Annotated in this window: 24 protein-coding genes and 1 tRNA gene; 12 read left to right on the top strand and 13 right to left on the bottom strand. The window is 64.4% G+C overall.

All coding sequences use genetic code 11. The features are described from left to right. Nucleotides 1-129: 129 nt before the first annotated feature. Entirely contained in the window at nt 130-1,485 is a 1,356-nt protein-coding gene (locus AC1D09_RS03685; protein ID WP_477662305.1) for a dicarboxylate/amino acid:cation symporter, read from the top strand. A gap of 81 nt (nt 1,486-1,566) precedes the next feature. Here the strand turns inward: AC1D09_RS03685 and infA are convergent, their stop codons facing one another. From infA to AC1D09_RS03665, 4 genes are all read right to left on the bottom strand, one after another. Next, complete coding sequence (gene infA, locus AC1D09_RS03680) at nt 1,567-1,824, bottom strand: translation initiation factor IF-1 (protein WP_007874777.1); 258 nt, start codon at nt 1,822-1,824, stop codon at nt 1,567-1,569. A gap of 62 nt (nt 1,825-1,886) precedes the next feature. Continuing rightward, entirely contained in the window at nt 1,887-2,123 is a 237-nt protein-coding gene (locus tag AC1D09_RS03675; RefSeq protein ID WP_074576687.1) for a hypothetical protein, read from the bottom strand. A 356-nt stretch (nt 2,124-2,479) separates the two neighbouring features. Continuing rightward, complete coding sequence (locus AC1D09_RS03670) at nt 2,480-3,541, bottom strand: response regulator (RefSeq protein ID WP_477662306.1); 1,062 nt, start codon at nt 3,539-3,541, stop codon at nt 2,480-2,482. Further along, the gene (locus AC1D09_RS03665) at nt 3,525-7,055 is read right to left on the bottom strand and encodes a hybrid sensor histidine kinase/response regulator (RefSeq protein WP_477662307.1); all 3,531 of its coding nucleotides are present in this window, start codon (nt 7,053-7,055) and stop codon (nt 3,525-3,527) included. The genes AC1D09_RS03670 and AC1D09_RS03665 overlap by 17 nt, the downstream gene beginning before the upstream one ends. Nucleotides 7,056-7,225: 170 nt before the next feature. Between AC1D09_RS03665 and AC1D09_RS03660 the strand changes: the two genes are divergently transcribed. Genes AC1D09_RS03660 through ureG form a run of 7 tightly spaced genes read left to right on the top strand, consistent with a single transcriptional unit; the run spans nt 7,226 to nt 12,343 of the window. After that, nucleotides 7,226-7,528, top strand: coding sequence for an urease subunit gamma (locus AC1D09_RS03660; protein ID WP_007874763.1), 303 nt, complete (start codon nt 7,226-7,228; stop codon nt 7,526-7,528). A gap of 36 nt (nt 7,529-7,564) precedes the next feature. Further along, nucleotides 7,565-8,182, top strand: a complete 618-nt coding sequence (locus tag AC1D09_RS03655) for a HupE/UreJ family protein (protein ID WP_477662308.1) — start codon at nt 7,565-7,567, stop codon at nt 8,180-8,182. Nucleotides 8,183-8,191: 9 nt separating this feature from the next. Beyond that, nucleotides 8,192-8,497 (top strand): urease subunit beta, encoded by a 306-nt coding sequence (locus tag AC1D09_RS03650; protein ID WP_477662309.1) that lies wholly within the window; start codon nt 8,192-8,194, stop codon nt 8,495-8,497. Continuing rightward, nucleotides 8,497-10,215, top strand: coding sequence for an urease subunit alpha (ureC, locus tag AC1D09_RS03645; RefSeq protein ID WP_477662310.1), 1,719 nt, complete (start codon nt 8,497-8,499; stop codon nt 10,213-10,215). Before AC1D09_RS03650 ends, ureC begins: the two co-directional genes overlap by 1 nt. Nucleotides 10,216-10,247: 32 nt before the next feature. Further along, on the top strand, nt 10,248-10,907 hold the full coding sequence (ureE, locus tag AC1D09_RS03640) for an urease accessory protein UreE (RefSeq protein WP_477662311.1): 660 nt from the start codon (nt 10,248-10,250) through the stop codon (nt 10,905-10,907). A gap of 7 nt (nt 10,908-10,914) precedes the next feature. After that, nucleotides 10,915-11,631, top strand: coding sequence for an urease accessory protein UreF (locus tag AC1D09_RS03635; protein WP_477662312.1), 717 nt, complete (start codon nt 10,915-10,917; stop codon nt 11,629-11,631). A gap of 40 nt (nt 11,632-11,671) precedes the next feature. Then, nucleotides 11,672-12,343 carry an urease accessory protein UreG gene (gene ureG, locus AC1D09_RS03630; protein ID WP_477662313.1) on the top strand — a complete coding sequence of 224 codons (672 nt, stop codon included), beginning with the start codon at nt 11,672-11,674 and terminating at the stop codon, nt 12,341-12,343. Between the two features lie 57 nt (nt 12,344-12,400). Here ureG and AC1D09_RS03625 read toward each other — a convergent pair whose 3' ends face one another. Both AC1D09_RS03625 and AC1D09_RS03620 read right to left on the bottom strand, forming a co-directional pair. Beyond that, nucleotides 12,401-12,709: a hypothetical protein gene (locus AC1D09_RS03625; RefSeq protein ID WP_007874756.1), complete on the bottom strand. Its 309-nt coding sequence runs from the start codon at nt 12,707-12,709 to the stop codon at nt 12,401-12,403. A 440-nt stretch (nt 12,710-13,149) separates the two neighbouring features. After that, nucleotides 13,150-13,239: transfer RNA gene (locus tag AC1D09_RS03620), tRNA-Ser, on the bottom strand. A gap of 293 nt (nt 13,240-13,532) precedes the next feature. Here AC1D09_RS03620 and AC1D09_RS03615 point away from each other — a divergent pair. Next, on the top strand, nt 13,533-13,883 hold the full coding sequence (locus AC1D09_RS03615; RefSeq protein WP_477662314.1) for a lysozyme inhibitor LprI family protein: 351 nt from the start codon (nt 13,533-13,535) through the stop codon (nt 13,881-13,883). Here AC1D09_RS03615 and AC1D09_RS03610 read toward each other — a convergent pair. After that, nucleotides 13,860-14,054, bottom strand: a complete 195-nt coding sequence (locus AC1D09_RS03610) for a hypothetical protein (RefSeq protein ID WP_477662315.1) — start codon at nt 14,052-14,054, stop codon at nt 13,860-13,862. The two genes, AC1D09_RS03615 and AC1D09_RS03610, sit on opposite strands and share 24 nt — an antisense overlap. A 111-nt stretch (nt 14,055-14,165) precedes the next feature. On the opposite strand from AC1D09_RS03610, the gene AC1D09_RS03605 reads away from it, so the two are divergent. After that, entirely contained in the window at nt 14,166-14,477 is a 312-nt protein-coding gene (locus AC1D09_RS03605) for an I78 family peptidase inhibitor (RefSeq protein WP_477662316.1), read from the top strand. 27 nt (nt 14,478-14,504) lie between these two features. Here the strand turns inward: AC1D09_RS03605 and AC1D09_RS03600 are convergent, their stop codons facing one another. From AC1D09_RS03600 to AC1D09_RS03575, 6 genes are all read right to left on the bottom strand, one after another. Continuing rightward, nucleotides 14,505-14,717, bottom strand: coding sequence for a hypothetical protein (locus tag AC1D09_RS03600; protein WP_007874753.1), 213 nt, complete (start codon nt 14,715-14,717; stop codon nt 14,505-14,507). 17 nt (nt 14,718-14,734) lie between these two features. Next, nucleotides 14,735-15,925, bottom strand: a complete 1,191-nt coding sequence (hemW, locus tag AC1D09_RS03595; RefSeq protein WP_477700934.1) for a radical SAM family heme chaperone HemW — start codon at nt 15,923-15,925, stop codon at nt 14,735-14,737. Between the two features lie 8 nt (nt 15,926-15,933). Beyond that, nucleotides 15,934-16,554: an RdgB/HAM1 family non-canonical purine NTP pyrophosphatase gene (gene rdgB, locus AC1D09_RS03590; protein WP_477662318.1), complete on the bottom strand. Its 621-nt coding sequence runs from the start codon at nt 16,552-16,554 to the stop codon at nt 15,934-15,936. 14 nt (nt 16,555-16,568) lie between these two features. After that, nucleotides 16,569-17,297 carry a ribonuclease PH gene (rph, locus tag AC1D09_RS03585; RefSeq protein WP_477662319.1) on the bottom strand — a complete coding sequence of 243 codons (729 nt, stop codon included), beginning with the start codon at nt 17,295-17,297 and terminating at the stop codon, nt 16,569-16,571. Nucleotides 17,298-17,396: 99 nt separating this feature from the next. Further along, a complete protein-coding gene (locus tag AC1D09_RS03580; protein WP_007874749.1) occupies nt 17,397-18,299 on the bottom strand; it encodes a PP2C family protein-serine/threonine phosphatase in 903 nt (300 codons plus the stop codon). Beyond that, nucleotides 18,296-19,303 carry a serine/threonine protein kinase gene (locus AC1D09_RS03575; protein ID WP_007874747.1) on the bottom strand — a complete coding sequence of 336 codons (1,008 nt, stop codon included), beginning with the start codon at nt 19,301-19,303 and terminating at the stop codon, nt 18,296-18,298. The genes AC1D09_RS03580 and AC1D09_RS03575 overlap by 4 nt, the downstream gene beginning before the upstream one ends. Before the next feature lie 77 nt (nt 19,304-19,380). Between AC1D09_RS03575 and AC1D09_RS03570 the strand changes: the two genes are divergently transcribed. Then, nucleotides 19,381-20,298 carry a YicC/YloC family endoribonuclease gene (locus tag AC1D09_RS03570; RefSeq protein ID WP_477662320.1) on the top strand — a complete coding sequence of 306 codons (918 nt, stop codon included), beginning with the start codon at nt 19,381-19,383 and terminating at the stop codon, nt 20,296-20,298. Between the two features lie 47 nt (nt 20,299-20,345). Next, nucleotides 20,346-20,966, top strand: a complete 621-nt coding sequence (gene gmk, locus AC1D09_RS03565; protein WP_074576638.1) for a guanylate kinase — start codon at nt 20,346-20,348, stop codon at nt 20,964-20,966.

The following is a 20,966-nucleotide window of genomic DNA, read 5'->3' as shown; positions in this document are numbered from 1 at the left end:
CCGCGCAGCGGCTGGGTAAAGGGCCGCGTAAAGGTTTGTGATCTGTGGTTTCCCACATGGACAAATCGTGTGGCGGGGCTATATTTGGTGACCCGACCACCACTGCGCGCAGCCTGACGCGTCCCGGCCATGACAACAACGACAACAGAGACAACCAAGCGCAAGCCGCCCCTCTACAAATCGCTCTATTTCCAGGTGATCTGCGCGGTCATCGCCGGCGTGCTGCTGGGGCATTTTTACCCCGATGCCGGCAAGCTCATGAAGCCGCTGGGCGACGGCTTTATCAAGCTCATCAAGATGATGATCGCGCCCATCATCTTCTGCACCGTCGTGATCGGCATCGCCGGCATGGAGGACATGAAGAAGGTCGGCAAGACCGGCGGCCTGGCGCTGCTTTACTTTGAGATCGTCAGCACCTTCGCGCTGATCATAGGCCTGGTGCTGGTCAATGTGTTCAAGCCGGGCCAGGGCATGAATGTCGACGTGTCCACGCTGGACACCAAGGCCATTGCCGCCTATACCGGCCCCGGCAAGATGGTCGGCACCACCGACTTCATCATGAACATCATCCCGTCCACCGTGGTGGACGCCTTCGCCAAAGGCGAGATTTTGCAGGTGCTGCTGATCGCGGTGATGTTCGGCTTCGCGCTGCACCGTTTCGGCGGGCGCGGCACGCTGGTGTTCGACTTCGTCGAAAAAACCTCGCACGTGCTGTTCACCATCGTCGGTTTCATCATGAAGGTGGCGCCCATAGGCGCGTTCGGCGCCATGGCCTTCACCATAGGCGCTTACGGCGTGGACAGCCTGGTGTCGCTGGGCAAGCTGATGGCCGCCTTCTACGCGACCTGCCTGATCTTCATCTTTGTGGTACTGGGCGCCATCGCGCGCGTGCACGGCTTCAGCATCTGGAAGTTCATCAAGTACATCAAGGAAGAGCTGCTGATCGTGCTGGGCACCTCCTCGTCCGAATCGGTGCTGCCGCGCATGATGGAAAAGATGGAGAACCTGGGCGCGAAAAAGACCACCGTGGGCCTGGTGATTCCGACCGGCTACTCCTTCAACCTGGACGGCACGTCCATCTACCTCACGATGGCGGCGGTGTTCATCGCGCAGGCCACCAACACGCCCATGACGCTCACACAGGAGCTCACGCTGCTGGCGGTGCTGCTGCTGACCTCCAAGGGTGCGGCCGGCATCACGGGCAGCGGCTTCATCGTGCTGGCCGCCACGCTGTCGGCCGTGGGCACCGTGCCCGTGGCGGGGCTGGCGCTGATCCTGGGCATAGACCGTTTCATGTCGGAGGCGCGTGCGCTGACCAACCTGATAGGCAACGGCGTGGCCACCATCGTGGTCGCCAAATGGACGAATGACCTGGACACCGACAGGCTCAAGGCCGGGCTCAACAACGAGAGCTGGGTCGAGGCCCAGGAGCCCGAGGTGCTGATCAACAGGAAGACCGAGCACATGGCGGCCGGCCGCCACTGAAAACACACCGCAAATGACAAAGCCCGGCAGGCGGAGATTCCTCTCCACCTGCCGGGCTTTGTGTTTTTTGCGAAGGCCGGTTTAGCGGGCCTGGCGCGGCGCCGGGCCCGGGCCGCGGCCTGCGATGTGGCGGAAGGTGATCCGGCCCTTGCTCAGGTCGTAGGGCGAGAGCTCCAGCGACACCTGGTCGCCGGCCAGGATGCGGATATGGTTTTTGCGCATCTTGCCCGAGGTGTAAGCCACAAGCTTGTGGCCGTTCTCGAGCGTGACGCGAAAGCGCGAATCCGGCAACACTTCGTCGACCAGCCCATGCATTTCAATCAGTTCTTCTTTGGCCATGATGTAACTCCTAGGGAATTGAAAAAGTTGTCCGTGATATCTGTTGTCAGGGCTGGCAAGGCTTATGCGCAGGCCGGCGTTGAGCGCTCGTGGATCCAGCGCAGGGCGTGTTCCGTCGCGTATTGCACGGCCGAGGCCGCGCTGTCGAAGAGGCCGCTGAAGCGCAGCACGCGGTCGTGCGTGGCGCTGCCGCGGCCGGAGCGGATGGAAACCGATGCAGCGTAGCCTTCGCCTTGCTGCTTGGCCAGTGGTGAGACAAGGTACTTGCCCACCGCGATTTTGGTGTGATCTACGTTCATAAAAAAGTCCGTGCCGGGTTATGTGTCCCGGCTTGATAAATAAGGAGAATCGGCTTGCGAGCAAGCCGGCGGGTGTTCGGTGTCCACCCGCCTGGCCCTTGTCAGGGGCTGGGCTGGTTGAGCCATGCGTGGGCACTGTCGGGAAGAGTGCTCGCCGGAAAAACGGAACAGTGCTGAGAGGGTTCAGGGCTGTATGGGCACTGAAAACACTGTGGATTCGGGCTCTGGGAAGCGCCGCTATTGAGAAGGAAACCTGTTGGGAAAAGGTCTCGATGTAAAAAGCTGATGCTTTACCGAAGCTGCTATTGTAACCGCCCGGCGCAAATCGCGCCTTTCGCCCTGTTGGACCGGGTTTCTCAGCCCTCAAACTGCGGGTGCAATTGTCGGATCTTGTTCATGGCCATGCCCGCGGCGGCGGTGCGGGTTTCCACGCCCAGCTTGGCGTAGACCCGTTCCAGGTGCTTCTTCACGGTGGCCGGGCTGGAGCCCAGGATGTCGCCGATGTCGCGGTTGGTCTTGCCCTTGACCACCCAGTACAGCACCTCGGCCTCGCGGGCCGTGAGCTTGAAGCTCAGGCTCATGGCCTCGACCACCGCATCGTCGGAGATCTCGCGCATCACGATCAGCCAGTCGCCCCGGCCGGCGGCGTCGCCGCTTTCGCCTCCGTCGCCGGTCTGCTGGTGCAGCCGGAAGGTCAGCCGGCGCGGGCCCATTTCCACCGCCAGGCGCGGCGGCTCGACCTGGCGCTCGGCGTCCGCGAGGTGGCTGCGCAACCAGGCCAGCACCGGCTCGGGCGTTTGCGGCGCCGAGGTGCCGTAGTAGCGCATCAAAAGCTCGCGCGCCAGCGGCGTCTGCCAGATCAGCCGGCCGTCGGCCGCGCCGCCCATGCGCACCGCGATGCTGGCATAACCGAAGGCGTCCAGCGCATTGCGCGCCTGGCCGGCCTGGCGCGCCTCCTGGCGGGCACGGCGCGCGCCCTGCAGGTGCACGCCCATGCGCGCCATGACTTCCTTGGGCTTGATGGGCTTGTTCACGTAGTCGACGCCGCCGGCCTCCAGCGCGGCCACCAGGTGCTCGGTTTCGGTCAGGCCGGTCATGAAGATGATGGGGATGTGGGCGGTCTCGGCCATGGCCTTCAGGCGCTTGGCGACTTCAAAGCCGTCCATGCCGGGCATCATCGCGTCCAGCAGCACGATGTCGGGCCGGGCCTGCAGCGCGCGCTGCAGCGCGGCCTCGCCGCTGGTGGCCACCAGCACGGTGTAGCCCGACTCATCGAGCGCGTCGTGCAGCACCGAGAGGTTGTCGGGCACGTCGTCCACGATGAGCACGACGTCGCTGTTGGCCCGGTCCAGCGTGTGGTCCAGGCTGCGGTTGAGCCGGTTCAGTGTGGTGGGGGAATCTTCAAGCACGCTGCTCATGGCTGGCCTCCTGGTTGGCGAGCTGGCGGCCCATGGCCTCGAACTGGAACTGCCGCGCCAGCACGCGCATGTCTTCGACGAATGCGGTGGTGGCGGGCTGCTGCCGCTCTATCTCCGCCAGCATGTTCATGATGCCGCGGTAAAAACCGAGGCTGACCACCTCCTGCAGCGCGGCCAGTTGCGGGGCGTGCGGCAGCACGCGCCGCGGCGACGCGGCCGCGGGCACAAGCTCCTCAGCCGGCTCGTCATAACGCCAGGTGAGCGACAGGCGCCGCTCCAGCCAGGCGATCAGCTCGGTGTGGCGCACGGGCTTCAAGATGAAGTCTTCGGGAAGAATGCCCGCGTCGTTTTCCATGCCTTTGTCAAAGGCATTGGCCGAGACGACGGCCAGGTGTATGCCCTCATGGCCGGAGCCGCGCACGCGGCGCAGCGTCTCCCAGCCGTCTATGCCCGGCATGGCCAGGTCCATGAAGATCACGTCGGGCTGGTAGCCGGCGGCCAGCAGGTCCAGGCAGTCGTGGCCGCTGGCGGCGGTGCGCAGCTCAAAGCCCATGGGCTGCAGCAGCTGCACCAGCAGTTCGCGGTCGGGCTCTTCGTTGTCGACCACCAGCAGCTTGCGGCGCGCGCCCTCATAGCCGCGCGGCCGGCGCCGCGCCGGCACGGCGGCGGCCTCTTTGGCGGCACCCGCCGGCAGGTGCACCTCGGGCAGGAACAGCCGTATGCGGAAGATGGAACCCTGGCCCGGCGTGCTGACCACCGTCATCTCACCGCCCATCAGGTCGGTCAGCATCTTGGCAATCGTCAGGCCCAGGCCGGCGCCCGGCGTGCCTTCGGCGCTCTGGCCGGCCGCGGTGCCGCGCGCGAAGGGCTCAAAGATGCGCGCGAGTTCCGCCTCGCGCATGCCGGGGCCAGTGTCCTCGATGTCGATGTAGGCCATCTCGCGCGCATGGCGCAGCCGGAAAGTCACCTGCCCCTGCACCGTGAACTTGATGGCATTGCCCAGCAGGTTGATAAGGATCTGGCGCACGCGTTTTTCGTCGGCGCGCACCAGCTCGGGCAGGTTGCCGCTGGCCTCGAAGTGAAAGGCCAGGCCCTTGGCCGCGGCCTGCAGCTCGAACATGCCGGCCATCTCGTGCACACAATCGGCGAAATGCATGGGCTTGACGTTGAGCGTGAGTTTGCCCGCCTCGATGCGGGCGATGTCCAGCGTGCCTTCGATCAGCGACAGCAGGTGCTCGCCGCCGCGCTTGATGACGCTGACGGCCTGCTTGCGGTGCGGCGGTATCGCGCTGTCCTCGCCCATGAGCTGCGCATAGCCCAGGATGCTGTTGAGCGGCGTGCGCAGCTCGTGGCTGATGGCGCTGATGTAGCGGCTCTTGGCCTGGTTGGCCTGGTCGGCATGGTGGCGCGCCTCCTCGGCCACGCGCTTGGCCTGCTGCAGCGCCTCGTCGGTCTGGCGGTGCGACTCGATCTCGCGCATCAGCAAATGCGTCTGGCGGTTCGATTCCTCCTGCGCCACCTGGCGGCTCTTGTGCGCCAGCACCAGCCACCAGGCGACCAGGCCGGCGATCACCAACAGCGCCATATAGGCCTTCAGAAAGCCCGACTTCAGGGCCGGCTCCGAGGGCGTGAAGTCCGACAGCGCGCTGATTTCCTGGTGGTAAAGCAGGCCGAACACGCTGGCCAGCAGCGGCACGATGATCAGCATCAGCAGCAGGAAGTGGCCCAGGCCGGTGTCCAGGTACGGCCAGGCGCGGCGCGGCAACAACCAGCGCAGCGCGCCCGACCATTGCGCCGAGAGGCTGGCGTGCGGCTTGCACAGGTCGCCGCAGCGCGCATCCAGCGTGCAGCACAGTGAGCAGATGGGACCCTGGTAGGCCGGGCAGTGGGCCATGTCCGGGCCCTCGTAGGCGCGCTCGCAAATCACGCATTGCTGCAAGGCATAAGGTTTGTAGGCGCCCTCACCGGCCGCCACGGCCGGCCCACGCGCGATGTAGTAACGGCCCTTGGTGGCCCAGGCGATCAGCGGCGCCGCCACAAAGGCCGTTCCCATGGCGATCACCGCCGAGAAGGCCTGCGCCATCTCGCCGTACATCCCCAGGTGCGCCGTGATGGACAGCGCCGAGGCCAGGGCCATGGCGCCCACGCCGACCGGGTTGATGTCGTAGAGGTGGGCGCGCTTGAACTCTATGCCCGGCGGGCTCAGGCCCAGCGGCTTGTTGATGACCAGGTCGGCCACCACGGCCATGACCCAGGCGATGGCGATGTTGGAGTACAGGCCCAGCACGTCGCCCAGCGCCTGGAAGACGTTCATCTCCATCAGCATGAAGGCGATCAGCGTGTTGAACACCACCCAGACCACGCGGCCCGGATGGCTGTGCGTGATGCGCGAGAAAAAATTCGACCAGGCCAACGAACCGGCATAGGCGTTGGTGACGTTGATCTTGAGCTGCGACACGACCACGAAGAGCGCGGTGGCGGCCACGGCCATGCCGTAGTGCGGGAACACGTATTCATAGGCCGCCAGGTACATCTGGTTGGGGTCCACCGCGCGGTCCAGCGGCACCATATTGCTAATCGCCAGGTAGGCCAGGAAGGCCCCGCCCAGCATCTTCACCACGCCCAGAAAGACCCAGCCCGGCCCGCCGGCCAGCACGCCGCCCCACCAGCGCCAGCGCCTGGCCGGCGTCTGCACCGGCATGAAGCGCAAATAGTCGGCCTGCTCGCCCATCTGGGTGATCAGCGCGATGCCTACGGTCAATGCAGCACCAAACAGGTGCAAATCAAACTCACCACCCACGCCCTTCTCACCGCCATAGTGCAGCACGCCCGAAAAAGCACCAGGATCGCGCAGCAGCACAAACACAAAGGGCACGACCAGCATGACCAGCCACAGGGGTTGGGTCCAGACCTGCAGGCGCGAGATCACGGACACGCCGTGGGTGACCAGCGGGATCACCACCAGCGCGCAGACCAGATAGCCCCAACTGGGCGGAATGCCCAGGGCCAGGTCCAGCGCGTAGGCCATGACGGCCGCCTCCAGCGCAAAAAAGATAAAGGTAAAGGAGGCGTAGATCAGCGAGGTCAGCGTCGAGCCTATGTAGCCGAAGCCGGCGCCGCGCGTCAGCAGATCCATGTCCACGCCGTAGCGCGCCGCGTAAATGCTGATGGGCAGGCCGGCCAGGAAGATGATGAGGCCGGTGGCGACGATGGCCCAGAAGGCATTGGTAAAGCCGTACTTGACCAGCAAGGTGGCGCCCACCGCCTCGAGGATCAGAAAGGAGGCCGCGCCAAAGGCGGTGTTGGCGACCCGCCATTCCGACCACTTGCGAAAGCGCTGCGGCGTAAAGCGCAGCGCGTAGTCTTCCATGGTTTCGCTGGCGACCCAGCTGTTGTAGTCGCGCCTGACCTTGATGATGCGCTGCAGCGGCGCTGCTTCGCCGCCCGCCATGGGCGCGGCCGCTGCCGCTTCGGGCGGCAGGGGCGGCTGCAGGGGCGTGAGCGGGGCGTCCATGGGAGGGGCAGATGCGCCGGGCGCGTAGTGATTGAGCGTCTTCAGGTGCATGTTCTGTGCCATGCGACCCGCCGGCCCGCCCCAGGCTGGACCGTGGACGGCGTCTTATGGCACCATTCTTGCACCCCGGCAAGCATCCCCAAGCCGGCAGCCTGCCCTGAGAGAGCCCCATGGAATTGACGCCCCGCGAAAAAGACAAGCTGCTTATTTTTACGGCTGCCCTGCTGGCCGAAAGGCGCCGCGCCCGCGGCCTGAAGCTCAATTACCCCGAGTCCGTGGCGCTGATCAGCGCCGCCGTCATGGAAGGCGCGCGCGACGGCAAGTCCGTCGCCCAGCTCATGAGCGAGGGCCGCACCGTGCTGACCCGCGCCGACGTGATGGACGGCATTCCCGAGCTGATCCCCGACATCCAGGTCGAAGCGACCTTTCCCGACGGCACCAAGCTGGTCACCGTGCACCAGCCCATTGTCTGAACGCCGCCCACAACATCCACCCCACAGGAGATTGCCGTGAGTTTTTTTGCCCTGCCCTCGCCCCGCGCATTGCGCGCCTTGCTGGCCCTGGCGGCCGCGCTGCCCGCGGCGGCCTTCGCGCACACCGGCGTGGACGGCCACGCGCACCTGGATTTTTTCACCGGCTTTCTGCACCCGCTGACCGGCATGGACCATCTGGCGGCCATGGTGGCCGTGGGCCTGTGGAGCGCGCTGGCCGCGCGCCGCGCCGGCCCTGAACTGCTGTGGGGCCCGCTGGGCTTTGCCGGCATGCTGCTGGCGGGTGCGCTGCTGGGCCTGCAGGGTGTGCAGATCCCGGCGGTCGAGCCCATGATCGCGGCCTCGCTGCTGGTCACCGGCCTGCTGGTCGCCACGCGCTGGCATGTGCCCGGCATCGCGGCCGCGCTCATCGTCGGCGTGTTCGCCGTCTTTCACGGCCTGGCCCACGGTTATGAACTGGCCGGGGCGCCCAGCGCCTGGGCCACCCTCTCGGGCATGCTGGCCGCCACCGTGCTGCTGCACCTGGCGGGCCTGGGCGCCGGCTGGGCGCTGCGCAGCGCCAACGCCTGGCTGCCGCGCGCAGCCGGCGCAGTCGTCGCCGTCTTCGGCGTGACCCTGCTGGCCCAGCTGGCCTGAAGGCGCGCCATGATTCCCGGCGAACTCATCACCGACGGCCCCGACCATGTGCTCAACGCGGGTCGGCGCACGCTGACCGTGGTTGTGCAGAACACGGCCGACCGGCCCATACAGGTCGGCTCGCATTACCACTTCGCCGAAACCAACGGCGCGCTCGGCTTTGACCGCGACGCGGCGCGCGGCATGCGGCTGAACATCGCCTCGGGCACGGCCGTGCGTTTTGAGCCGGGCCAGCAGCGCACGGTGGAACTCGTGGAATTCGCGGGCGACCGCACGGTTTACGGCTTTCGCGGCCTCGTACAAGGAAAGCTCTGATGGCAACGATTGGACGCCGCGCCTACGCGGAAATGTTCGGCCCCACGGTCGGTGACCGCCTGCGCCTGGCCGATACCGAGCTGCTGGTCGAAGTCGAGGCCGACTACACCTTGCGCGCCGGCAGCTACGGCGAGGAAGTCAAGTTCGGCGGCGGCAAGACGATACGCGACGGCATGGCCCAGTCGCAAAAGACGCGGGCCGAAGGCGCCATGGACTGCGTGATGACGAATGCGCTCATCATCGACCACTGGGGCATCGTCAAGGCCGACATAGGCCTCAAGGGCGGGCGCATCGCCGCCATCGGCAAGGCCGGCAACCCCGACACCCAGCCCGGCGTCGACATGATCATAGGCCCGGGCACCGAGATCATCAGCTGCGAAGGCATGATAGTCACCGCCGGCGGCATCGATTCGCACATCCACTTCATCTGCCCGCAGCAGATCGAGGAGGCGCTGACCTCGGGCATCACCACCATGCTGGGCGGCGGCACGGGCCCTGCCACCGGCACCTTCGCCACCACCTGCACACCCGGCCCCTGGAACATCGAGCGCATGCTGCAGGCGGCCGACGCCTTCCCGATGAACCTGGGCTTTCTCGGCAAGGGCAATGCCAGCCTGCCCGCCGCGCTGCACGAGCAGATCAACGCCGGCGTGATTGGCCTGAAGCTGCACGAGGACTGGGGCACCACGCCCGCAGCCATCAGCAACTGCCTGGACGTGGCCGAAGCCACCGACACGCAAGTGGCCATCCACAGCGACACGCTCAACGAGTCGGGCTTCGTCGAGAACACGATTGCCGCGACCAAGGGCCGAAGCCTGTGCGCCTTCCACACCGAGGGCGCGGGCGGCGGCCATGCGCCCGACATCCTGCGCGTGGTGGGCGAGGAGAACTTCCTGCCCTCCTCCACCAACCCGACCATGCCCTACACCGTCAACACACTCGACGAACACGTCGACATGCTGATGGTGTGCCACCACCTGGACGCCGGCATCGCCGAGGACCTGGCTTTTGCCGAGAGCCGCATCCGCAAGGAAACCATCGCCGCCGAAGACGTGCTGCACGACCTGGGCGCGATCAGCATGTTCAGCTCCGACAGCCAGGCCATGGGCCGCGTCGGCGAGGTCATCATCCGCACCTGGCAGACCGCGCACAAGATGAAGCTGCAGCGCGGCAAGCTGCCCGGCGACAGCGAGCGCCACGACAACTTCCGCGCCAAGCGCTACATCAGCAAATACACCATCAACCCGGCGATCGCCCACGGCATCTCGCACGAGGTCGGCTCGGTCGAGCTGGGCAAGTGGGCCGACCTGGTGGTCTGGAAACCGGCCTTTTTCGGCATCAAGCCCTCAGTCATCCTCAAGGGCGGCTTTATCGCCATGGCGGCCATGGGCGACCCGAACGCCTCCATCCCCACGCCGCAGCCGGTGCATTACCGCCCGCAGTTCGGCGCCTTCGGCGGCGCCATCGCCAGGGGCTCCCTGACCTTTGTCTCGCAGGCCGGGCTGAATGCCGGCGTCAAGGAGCGCTTCGGCCTGGCCAAGACCCTGAGCGCGGTGAAGAACGTGCGCGGCGTGCGCAAGCAGCACATGGTCCACAATGCCTACCTGCCCAGGATGGAAGTTGATGCCCAGACCTACCTGGTGCGCGCCGACGGCCAGCTGCTGGGCTGCGAGCCGGCGACCAGCCTGCCGATGACGCAGCGGTATTTCCTGTTTTAAGTCTTGTTCCCAATCTTTGCTGTGAAGGCCTCATGCTTCAGGTTTCCAAAGTGATTTCTCAGGGCGCGGGCCTGGCCCCCGTGCTCGTCAAACGCGCCGCCACCGTCGAGCTCGACTGGGACGTGCGCCAGAAAAGCCGCTTTGACGCGACCGACTCGCAGGGCCGCCAGCTGGGCGTGTTCCTGCCGCGCGGCACGCTGGTGCGCGGCGGCGATGTGCTCCTGGCCGAGGACGGCTCCATGGTCAGGGTGATTGCCGCGCCGCAGCCGGTGCTGCGCATCACGGCCTGTGCCTCGCACGGCTCGCCTTTTGACCTGACGCGCGCGGCCTACCACCTGGGCAACCGGCACGTGCCGATAGAGCTCAAGCCCGACCACCTCAAGATAGAACCCGACCACGTGCTGGCCGACATGCTGCGCGCCATGCACCTGATCGTGAATGAGGCTGAAGAAGCCTTTGAACCCGAGGGCGGCGCCTACAGCTCTGCCGGCCATGGGCATGGGCACGACCATGGCCATGGCCACGGTGAACAGCAGCACAGCCAAGAAGCTGTTGCCGCGGCCGCCGCGCCGGCACCCCATGTGCACGGGCCAGGCTGCAACCATGGCCATGATGACCACGACCATGACCACGCGCATGGGGCCAAACCCGTGGCCGTCCAGGTCCACAAGCACAAACCCCATAGCCACTAGGCTTGCCGTGGACGCGCCCGCACCGCCCGCAGCCCCTACGGAACAGCTTGCGGCGTCCAGCCTGCTGCAGCTGATCTGGCTGGCCTCGCCCGCCTTGCCGGTGGGCGGCTTCTCGTATTCAGAAGGCCTGGAAGCTGCTGTCGAATGCGGCGAGGTCACGACGGAAAGCCAGGCCGCAAGCTGGCTCAGCGACCAGCTCCATTTGGCCCTGGCCCGCGGCGACCTGGCGGTGATTGCCCAGGCCATTCCAGCCTGGCGCGAAGGCAGGCTGGCGCGCATCGCAGGCCTGAATGCCTGGCTGCTGCAAACCCGCGAGACCAGCGAGCTGCGCGCCCAAACCGAACAAATGGGCCGCTCGCTGCTCGAATGGCTGCGCAACCATGAAGGGGCCAGCGCCACGCACATCGACGCCTGCGCCGCGCTGCAGCCGACCTACCCCGTGACCTTTGCGCTGGCGGCCTCACAGACCGAAGCCGGCGTGCGCGACTGCCTGCTGGCCTACGCTTTTGGCTGGGCCGAGAACATGATGCAGGCCGCGATCAAGTCCGTGCCCCTGGGCCAAAGCGCCGGCCAGCGCATACTGGCCAGGCTGAGCCGCGACATACCGCCCGCCGTGGAAGCGGCGCTGCGCCTGCCGGACAGCGAGCGCCAGGCTTTTTCCCCCATGCTGGCGATTTTGTCGGCCCGCCACGAAACCCAGTATTCACGGCTGTTCCGCTCCTGAGCCGATTGACACCGCCTATCTTCTTTTTCAAGGTATTCCCATGAGCTTGCACCATATCGCCAACCGCCGCAAAAAACTTCCGCCCCTGCGCGTGGGCATAGGCGGGCCGGTAGGTTCCGGCAAGACCACGCTGCTCGAAATGCTGTGCAAGGCCATGAAGGCCAAGTACGACCTGGTCGCGATCACCAACGACATTTACACCAAGGAAGACCAGCGCCTGCTGACCGTGAGCGGCGCGCTGGCGGCCGAACGCATCATGGGCGTGGAGACCGGCGGCTGCCCGCACACCGCGATTCGCGAGGACGCCTCCATCAACCTGGAGGCCATAGACCGCATGCTGGTGGATTTTCCCGATGCCGACGTCGTGTTCGTTGAATCCGGCGGCGACAACCTGGCCGCCACCTTCAGCCCCGAATTGAGCGATTTGACGATTTATGTGATCGACGTGGCGGCTGGCGAGAAGATTCCGCGCAAGGGCGGCCCCGGTATCACAAAAAGCGACTTGTTTGTGATCAACAAGACCGACCTGGCGCCTTATGTGGGCGCAGATCTCGAGGTCATGAAAAAAGACACCATCCGCATGCGCACCACGGCCAAGGGTTTGAAACCATTTGTAATGACAAACCTTAAAACCCAGGCCGGCCTGGCCGAGGTGATCAGCTTTATCGAAACCCGGGGCATGTTGCAGCAAAACCAGGCCGAAACCGCTTGAAGCGGGGGCGGCCGCCGCGGTGCCACCGGGGCGGCTTGAAGGCTCACGCCAGCGAACTCAGGTGTGGAATTCGCTGGGATGCACGGTTTCGTACATCTTGCCCTCGTGGAAAAACACCACCATCCAGTTGCCGAACTTTTGCGACGGATGAGAGGGAATGACCTCGTTGAGCGCCAGCGTGATCGACTCCTTGACCGGAAGCGCCACCTCCCGGACCTCGGGCGATACCGCATCGACGCTGATCAACATGAAAGTGCCCTTGTCCTGCATATCGACCCGCGGAAAGGACCAGCGGGCTCCGGTTGCCTTGACAAAAGCGGTAGCCACCTTCTCGGCGACTTCGGGGTGGAAAGCAGGAACTGTCATAGGATTTAGGGCGTCCTTCTACGCTGTAACGGAATGTTTCTATGATGGCCCTGCCCACGCTTCTCGTCACTGCCCTGAAAAAGGTTTTCAGAATTGGGCGGGAATAGTTCCAGGAAATAATTCCGTTTTTTCGGGTCTGTTTGTTGCATTGGAAACATAAGGCGTACTTTGCCCGTCCCAAGCGCTATTTGGTGAGGCTTTTTGGTTGCAAATCGTCCGTCGGACGCAGTCCTGCAAAAAAACCACGCAAATGAGGCGAAAGCGCCCGAAATGTCCCCACAAGCCACCAGGCCCCGGCAAAGACAGCCGCCGCGCGGGCCGTGAGCCTTGTTATCGAATCAGGGAATGTCTGCGCACCAGGGCTGCGGTTGCAGCCCCGAGAGGCCGAGTCGGCATGTGCGATTGGGGTGGCGTTAAAGCCGGTGCCACTTATTTGAAAGTGGCGGAAGCGGTGAGATTCGAACTCACGGAGGACTTGCATCCTCGGCAGTTTTCAAGACTGCTGCATTCAACCGCTCTGCCACGCTTCCGAGTCGGGTAGTTTAACCGCATCGTTATGGGCCACTGCACTAGGCCCACCTCTCAGCTACGGGCCGCTTCAGTTTTTCCACGACCATGGACGTCATTGCTGCCCCGACCGATCCGATGGCCAAACCTCCTCGGCATACACTCAGACGCGTCACATTCATTGACGCCCCCGCATCAACCAAATAACTTCATTGGACGCGAAATGTATAACTACATGAGGCTCTCAAAGTTCGTCACAGTGTTTGCTCTATGCGCATGTTCGGCAGTGCAGGCGGGAGTGGAGTCCTGTACAGACATGCTTGTCGGAACACCAGGCTCGGTTGAAGCGCGGGCGTGCTTTGCACGGGAATTGGCCGCGTTGAATGTTCAGATGACCACGGTTGTGAAAGCCATCGCACGCGAGGCTGAGTCGGGGCGCACCGCATTTAACGCGAAGGACCTTGCCGATTCCCAGACCAAATGGAAGCAGCACGTTGACAGCACCTGCTGGCTTGACGCCGCCGGCGCGGGCAACTCGGACGCGGTGCTTGACCACTGCGTATCGGTTTACACCCTTCAGAGGCTTGGACAACTCAAGAACCTACGCGCCGGCCTGGACGGCAAGCCGGCACTGTGGCCCATGTCAAATCTCGATCACGCGAAGTAAAACGCCCAGATCCTCAATAGGCGCAAGGGCAAGGGAGAGAACAATCGCTGAGGAGAAATTAGCGGGTCGTCGTTTGGCTCGTTCATGACGGCACTCGGAGCCTGCATCCTTGTGATACTTCAGCTCTTTGCCGGCGCATTTGGCGTAGCTTCCTGTTGGGGTGGCGGCCATGCCGCCTTGCCATCTCTGTTCATACTCAGCTAAGGAGCACACCCTTGCAAGTTTTGACAAACCAATCGCGCGGCATCGGCTCCAGCCGCTATCTTTCGAAAGAACTTCATCATGCGTCTGCCAATACTTGCGGCTTTTGCCGCCACCACCTTTCTGCTGCTATCTGCCTGCGGCAGCAGCCCCGCCACCGGCCAGTCCGCCGATCCCGCCCCCGTCTCAACCCGCTGCAACGCCGCCCCGGCCCAGTTCGCTGTGGGCCGCAATGCGGATGCCGCGCTTGAAAATGAGGCGCGCACACGCGCCGGCGCGAAGGCGGTGCGGGTGCTCAGGCCCAACCAGGTCGTGACCATGGAGTTCAGCGCCGAGCGGCTCAACCTCACGGTCGATGACGCGGGCCGTGTGACGCGGGTCAGCTGCGGTTGATGGGCCCCGCGCAACCGATGCGCTGAATCAGCGCTTGCCTTTGGCGGCTTGCTGAAGCTGCCGTTTGCGCTTGGCCTTGTTGAGGGATTCGGGTTCGGGCGGGCGGTTGCGCAGTGCCTGGGCTTCGCGCTCCTCGGCCGCCTTCTTGCGCTTCTTGTCGCGGAAATGCACAAAGAGCCGGCCCAGGCCGAAACTGATGGCGCAGCTGACAACCAGGAAGATAAGGGCGGGAGTTTCCATGCGATTCGGGCCTTGCGTTAGCCGGCCAGGAACAGTGACTGCAGGTCGTTCAAAAAATCAAAGCCGCGCTCGGTGGGCTTGACGCGCGCAAAGTCGCGTTCTATCAGCCCCTTGCGCTCGGCTTCTTCGAGGCCCTGCTGGATGGCGGTGATGGGCAGGCCGGTTTTTTCGGTGAAGTCCTGCAGCTTGAAGCCCTCGCGCAAGCGCAGCGCATTGAGCATGAACTCAAACGGCAGGTCGGCACGGCTGACTTCGGTCTCTTGCGTGACGGCTTCGCCGGCCAGGGCTTTTTCCATGTAGAGCCTGGGTTCGCGAAAGCGCACCTGGCGCACCACGCGATGCGCAAAACTGAGCTTGCTGTGGGCGCCCGCACCTATACCCAGATAGTCGCCGAACTGCCAGTAGTTGAGGTTGTGAAAGCATGGGTGGCCGGCCTTGGCATAGGCCGAGACTTCATAGCGCCGCAGGCCCGCGGCCTCGGTCAGCTCGGTGATTTTGTCGAGCATGGCGTAGGCCGTGTCTTCCTCGGGCACCACGGGCGGGAATTTCGCGAAGTAGGTGTTGGGCTCTATCGTGAGGTGGTAGATGGAGATATGGGGCGGCTGCAGGGCCAGGGCCTGGCGCATGTCGCGCTCCAGGCTTTCCATGGTCTGGCCGGGCAGCGCGTACATGATGTCGAGGTTGAAGGTGTCAAAGGCCTGCGCGGCCTCCTCGACCGCGGCGATGGCCTGGGCCCGGTCGTGCACGCGGCCCAGGGCCTTGAGGTGCTGGTCGTCAAAGCTTTGCACCCCGACGGACAGGCGCGTGACGCCGGCGGCGCGAAAGGCCCTGAAGCGGTCTTTCTCGAAGGTGCCGGGATTGGCTTCAAGCGTGATTTCGCAATCGGCTTCGAGCCTCAAGCGCGCGCGTATGTCGCCCAGCAGCCGGTCTATGGCCTGCGGCGAAAACAGGCTGGGCGTGCCGCCGCCTATGAAGATGCTGTGCACGGTGCGGCCCCAGACCAGGGGCAGCGCGGCCTCGAGGTCGGCAATGACCGCGTCTATATAGCGCTGCTCGGGCATTTCGCCCACCGCTTCGTGCGAATTGAAGTCGCAATAGGGGCACTTGCGTATGCACCAGGGCAGATGCACGTAGAGCGACAGCGGCGGCAGCGCGGCCAGCTGCAGCGTGCCGCTGCGCATGTAGTGCTGGATGTCTTGCTGCGCCATGGCGGGCCTCAGGATGTGGGTAACCACTGCTCGCGCATGAGTTCGATCATGCGGCGCGCGGCCTTGCCTCTATGGCTGTTGGCGTTCTTGACCTCAACGGGCAACTGCGCAAAGGTTTTGCCGAACTCGGGGATGAACATCACGGGGTCGAAGCCGAAACCGTTGTCACCCACGGGTGCCGGCGCGATCTGCCCGGCGACGCGGCCGGAGGCGATCAGCGGCTCGGGGTCTTTGTCGGAGCGAACGGCCACCAGCGTGCTGACCAGCGCGGCGCGGCGCTGGGCGGGTTGGACCAGGTGGGCCATCTGCTCAAGCAAGGCCTTGACGTTGTTGTCGTCGCCCTTGGTGTAGCCGAAGCGCGTGGCGTAAAAAGCGGTGTCGACGCCCGGCAGCCCGCCGAAGGCGTCGACGCACAGGCCCGCGTCGTCGGCCAGCGCGGGCAGGCCGCTCAAGCGGGAAGCCTGGCGGGCCTTGGCGAGGGCATTTTCGACAAAGGTGCGAAACGGCTCTTCGGCCTCGGGCAGGCCCAGCTCGGCCTGGCTCACGAGTTCCAGCCCCAGGGGCGCGAACATGGCCTTGAGCTCGGCGAGCTTGCCGGGGTTGTTGGAGGCCAGTACGATTTTTTTCATGGGCGGCGGGCGAATCAACCGGCCAGCGCCTGCTTTTGCAGGCCCACCAGCTCGGTGATGCCTTTTTCGGCGAGCACCAGCAGCGCGTCCATTTCCTTGCGCGAGAAGGCCGCTCCTTCGGCCGTGCCCTGCACTTCGACGTAATTGCCGGCGCCGGTCATGACGACGTTCATGTCGGTGTCGCAGGCGGAGTCTTCGGTGTATTCGAGGTCCAGCAGCGGCGTGCCCTGCACGATGCCGACCGAGATGGCGGCGACGTGGTCGATGATGGGGCTTTGCGTGAGCTTGCCGCCGGCGATCAGGGTGTTGACCGCATCCTGCGCGGCGACAAAGGCGCCGGTGATGCTGGCGGTGCGGGTACCGCCGTCAGCCTGGATGACGTCGCAGTCCAGGTGGATGGTGCGCTCACCGAGTTTCTTCAAGTCAAATACCGAACGCATGGAGCGGCCTATCAGGCGCTGGATTTCCTGCGTGCGGCCGCTTTGTTTGCCGCGGGCGGCTTCGCGGTCGCTGCGGGTGTGGGTGGCGCGGGGCAGCATGCCGTATTCGGCGGTGACCCAGCCTTCGCCGCTGCCTTTTTTGTGGCCGGGGACTTTTTCCTCGACGGAGGCGGTGCACAGCACCTTGGTGCCGCCGAACTCGATCAGCACCGAGCCTTCGGCGTAAGCGGTGTAGTGGCGGGTGATGCGCACGCTGCGCAGGGCATCGGCGGCGCGCGCGCCGCTTCGTTCAAACTGGCTCATGGGAATGGCTTTCTGGCAAAAACGCCGGGGGATCAGCGAAGTGAAAAAACAGGGAAAAAGCGGGATGGCCGGCCGGCACCTGAAAAAAGGCCGCCGGTATCAGGCTTTTCTGGCGGCCGAGCGGCGTATGGCTTCGTTGATCTCGGCGATGGAGCGCTCTATGGTGGCCTCGTCGAGGTCGTCGACCACCGAGTCGAGCACGCCGGCCTGGATGGTGGAGGCGAACACGCCGTCCATGATGCTGTCGGTGGAAACGCCGCGGGTGGACTCGAAGGCGTCGGGGGTTTCCCACTCCATGGCCAGCACGGTGACGTTGTCGCTGTGCTCGCCGCCGGTGCGCAGGGCGTTCTCGACCAGGTCGGGCACCGCGTCGGACACGCCCTTGCTGGCCAGCTGGCGCACGATCTCGGCGTCGCTGAGGCTGCCCCAGAGGCCGTCGGAGCACAGCAGCAGCTTGTCGCCCTGCTGCAGAGTGACGGGGCCGGCGACGTCGAAGACGGGCTTGGTCGGCGAGCCCAGGCAGGTGAAGAGGATGTTGCGGTTGATGCGCTCGAGCTTGATGACGCCGGCGCTTTGCTGCTCAAGGTAGGAATGGTCGCGTGTGCGCGTGAGCAGTTCGCCGTCGCGCACGACGTACAGGCGCGAATCGCCGCAGTGCACCCAGGTGGCGCCCGTGCCCTGCAGGATGGCGGCCACCAGTGTGGTGCGCGGCGTGTCCAGCATGCCTTTTTCGCTGGCGTAGCGGATGATCTGGTGGTGCGCCGCCATCAGGGCGGTGGAGAGGAATTCGGTGGTGTCCTCAATGACGGGGCGCGCTTCCTTCTGGTAGAGCGCCGAGATGGTCTGCAGGGCGAGCTGGGCCGCCACCTCGCCTTCAGGATGGCCGCCCATGCCGTCGGCCAGCACGAAAAGGCCCGATTCGCGCGTGTAGCAATAGCCCATGCGGTCTTCGTTCTTTTCGCGCCCGCCTTTGCGGCTGACCTGAAAGACTGAGAATTTCATTTGAATTTGGTCGCGTAGCCGGTGGCCTTGCGCGCGGATTTTTTGGTGTCGGACACCATGTTGTCAAACTGCAGGCGAACCTTTTCGCTGACGGTGAGCTTGGTGTAGCGGCGCTCGCCTTCCCGGCTCAGCTCTTTTTGCAGGGCGAAGACCGACTGGGGCCGTGACAGCGGATCGAGGGACATGCACCACTCTACAACCTCAATGAGGTTATCGGAATAGACGCCGCGCAGCCGGGACAGGGCAAGCGACAGACGGTCTTTTTCAAGGCGCTGGGGCGCGTCGTTGGGCGGGTAGCCCTGCATGGTGGCGTAAATGCAGGCGCCAATCGCGTAAATATCGGTCCAGGGGCCCATGGAGGAGTCGCGGCGGTACATCTCGGGCGCGGCGAAGCCGGGCGTGTACATGGGACGGATGAAGTTGCCTTCCTTGCTCAGCACCTCGCGGGCGGCGCCGAAATCGATCATGACGGCGCGGTTGTCGTCGGTGATGAAGATGTTGGCGGGCTTGATGTCCAGGTGCAGCATCTTGTGCTGGTGCACGATGCGAAGGCCGCGCAGGATCTCGTCGAACAGCGAGCGTATGGTCGATTCGCGAAAGACCTTCTGCTTTTTGAGCTCGCGGGCCGTGATGATGAAGTCCTGCAGGGTGCCGCCCTCCAGGTAGTTCATCACCATGTAGACGGTTTCGTTCTCGCGGAAGAAGTTCAGCACGCTGACCACGGAACCGTGCGAAATCTGGGCGAGGGAGCGGCCTTCTTCAAAAAAGCTCTTGAGGCCGAGGCGGTACAGCGAGAGTTTTTCGGGCTGGACCTGGGGAAGCAGCTCGCCCGGCGAGCGGCTGGCCAGGGAAGACGGCAGGTATTCCTTGATGGCGACCTGCTGGCCCTCGTTGTCGACGGCCAAGTAAACTACCCCGAAGCCCCCGGCCGAAAGCTTTCGCACAACACGATAGCCACCAATCACGGTGTCGGGCGGCAATGGTGCAGGCTTGACCTTTGACATAATTTGGGGTTGCCCAGACATGACAATGTCAACCTGGGTCTTGTTTCTCTCTCTAGTCTAGTAAAGCGTATCTAAAAATGTCAGTTTACAGCATGACGGGTTATGCGACCGTGCAATCAAGCATGGCGCAATCCGCCCCGGAAACTGAATCGGGCCCGGACGCCAGCTCCCGTCTGGGCGTCGAAATACGCTCCGTCAACAGCCGCTTCCTGGATCTGGCTTTCCGCCTGCCCGATGAGCTGCGGCAGGCCGAACCGGCGCTGCGCGAACTGCTGACCGGCAAACTCAAGCGCGGCAAGGTCGAGGTGCGGGTTTCGCTGGAAAGCGCCTCGTCGGGCAACCTGCGCGCGCCCTCCTCGGCCACCTTGCAGCGCCTGGGCTCGCTGGAGGACAGCATCAAGTCCTGGCTGCCGCAGGCCGGGGCGTTGAGCGTCGCAGATATTCTCAGAATTGCGACGAATGAAGACAAAAAACCACACGACTACAGCGAAGGGCTGCTCAAGCTGGCCAAAAAAGCCCTGAAAGAGCTGATGGCCGCCCGTGAACGCGAGGGTGCCCGCCTGGCCGAGATGCTGCTGGACCGCACCGCGCAGCTGCGCGCGCTGGCCGCGCTGGCGGTGCCCATGGTGCCCAAGCTGGTGGAGCAGCAGAAAAACCGCTTCCTGGAGCGCTGGAAAGAGGCCATGGCCCTGTCGGACGGCAGCACCTTGCCGGAAATCGCCCAGGACCGGGCCCTGACCGAGGCCACGGCCTTCGCCATACGCATAGACGTGGCCGAAGAAATCACCCGGCTGTCGTCGCACCTCGACGAAATCGACCGCCTGCTGGCCAGCGGCGGCGAGCTCGGCAAGCGCCTGGATTTCCTGATCCAGGAGCTGCACCGCGAAGCCAATACACTGGGTTCCAAATCCGCGTCGCTGGAGCTGACCCGTATTTCGGTGGACATGAAGGTGCTGATCGAGCAGATCCGCGAGCAGGTCCAGAACATCGAATAGCCCCCGGCCACCCCCTCATATATATAAGCACTCACCGCCCCGAACGCATGGACTATCCCGGAAACCTATTTGTCGTGGCCGCCCCCAGCGGGGCGGGCAAATCCAGCCTGGTCAAGGCCTTGATGGAACTGGATTCAGGTATCCAGCCCTCGGTGTCGCACACCACCCGCCCACCGCGCGGCCAGGAAAAACACGGCAGGGAGTACTTTTTCCTGTCACCCGAGGAATTCGACGGCATGGTGGCGCGCGACGCCTTCCTGGAATGGGCCCATGTGCACGGCCACCGCTACGGCACCTCGCGCCAGACCATTGAAGAGCGGGTGGCCCACGGCGCCGACGTGATCCTGGAAATCGACTTCCAGGGTGCCATCAACATCAAGCGGATTTTTTCCAATGCGGTGCTGATCTTCATCCTGCCGCCCAGCTGGGAAGAATTGCGCTCCCGCCTGCAGCGGCGCGGCGAGGACAGCCCTGAGGTCATCGAATTGCGGCTCAAGAATGCCGCCCTGGAGATGGCCCAGGCCCGGGAATTCGACTTCGTTATAATCAACGAGTTGTTTGAGCGGGCGGTTTTCGACCTGAAAACCATTGTGCATGCCCAGAGGCTCAAGTTTTCGGCCCAGCGGCGCGCCCGTGCCGAGACCTTCCAGGCCCTTCAAATTCCCTGA

Source organism: Polaromonas sp. P1_A2, from assembly GCF_056406895.1.
This window is presented reverse-complemented; position numbering and strand designations above follow the sequence as displayed.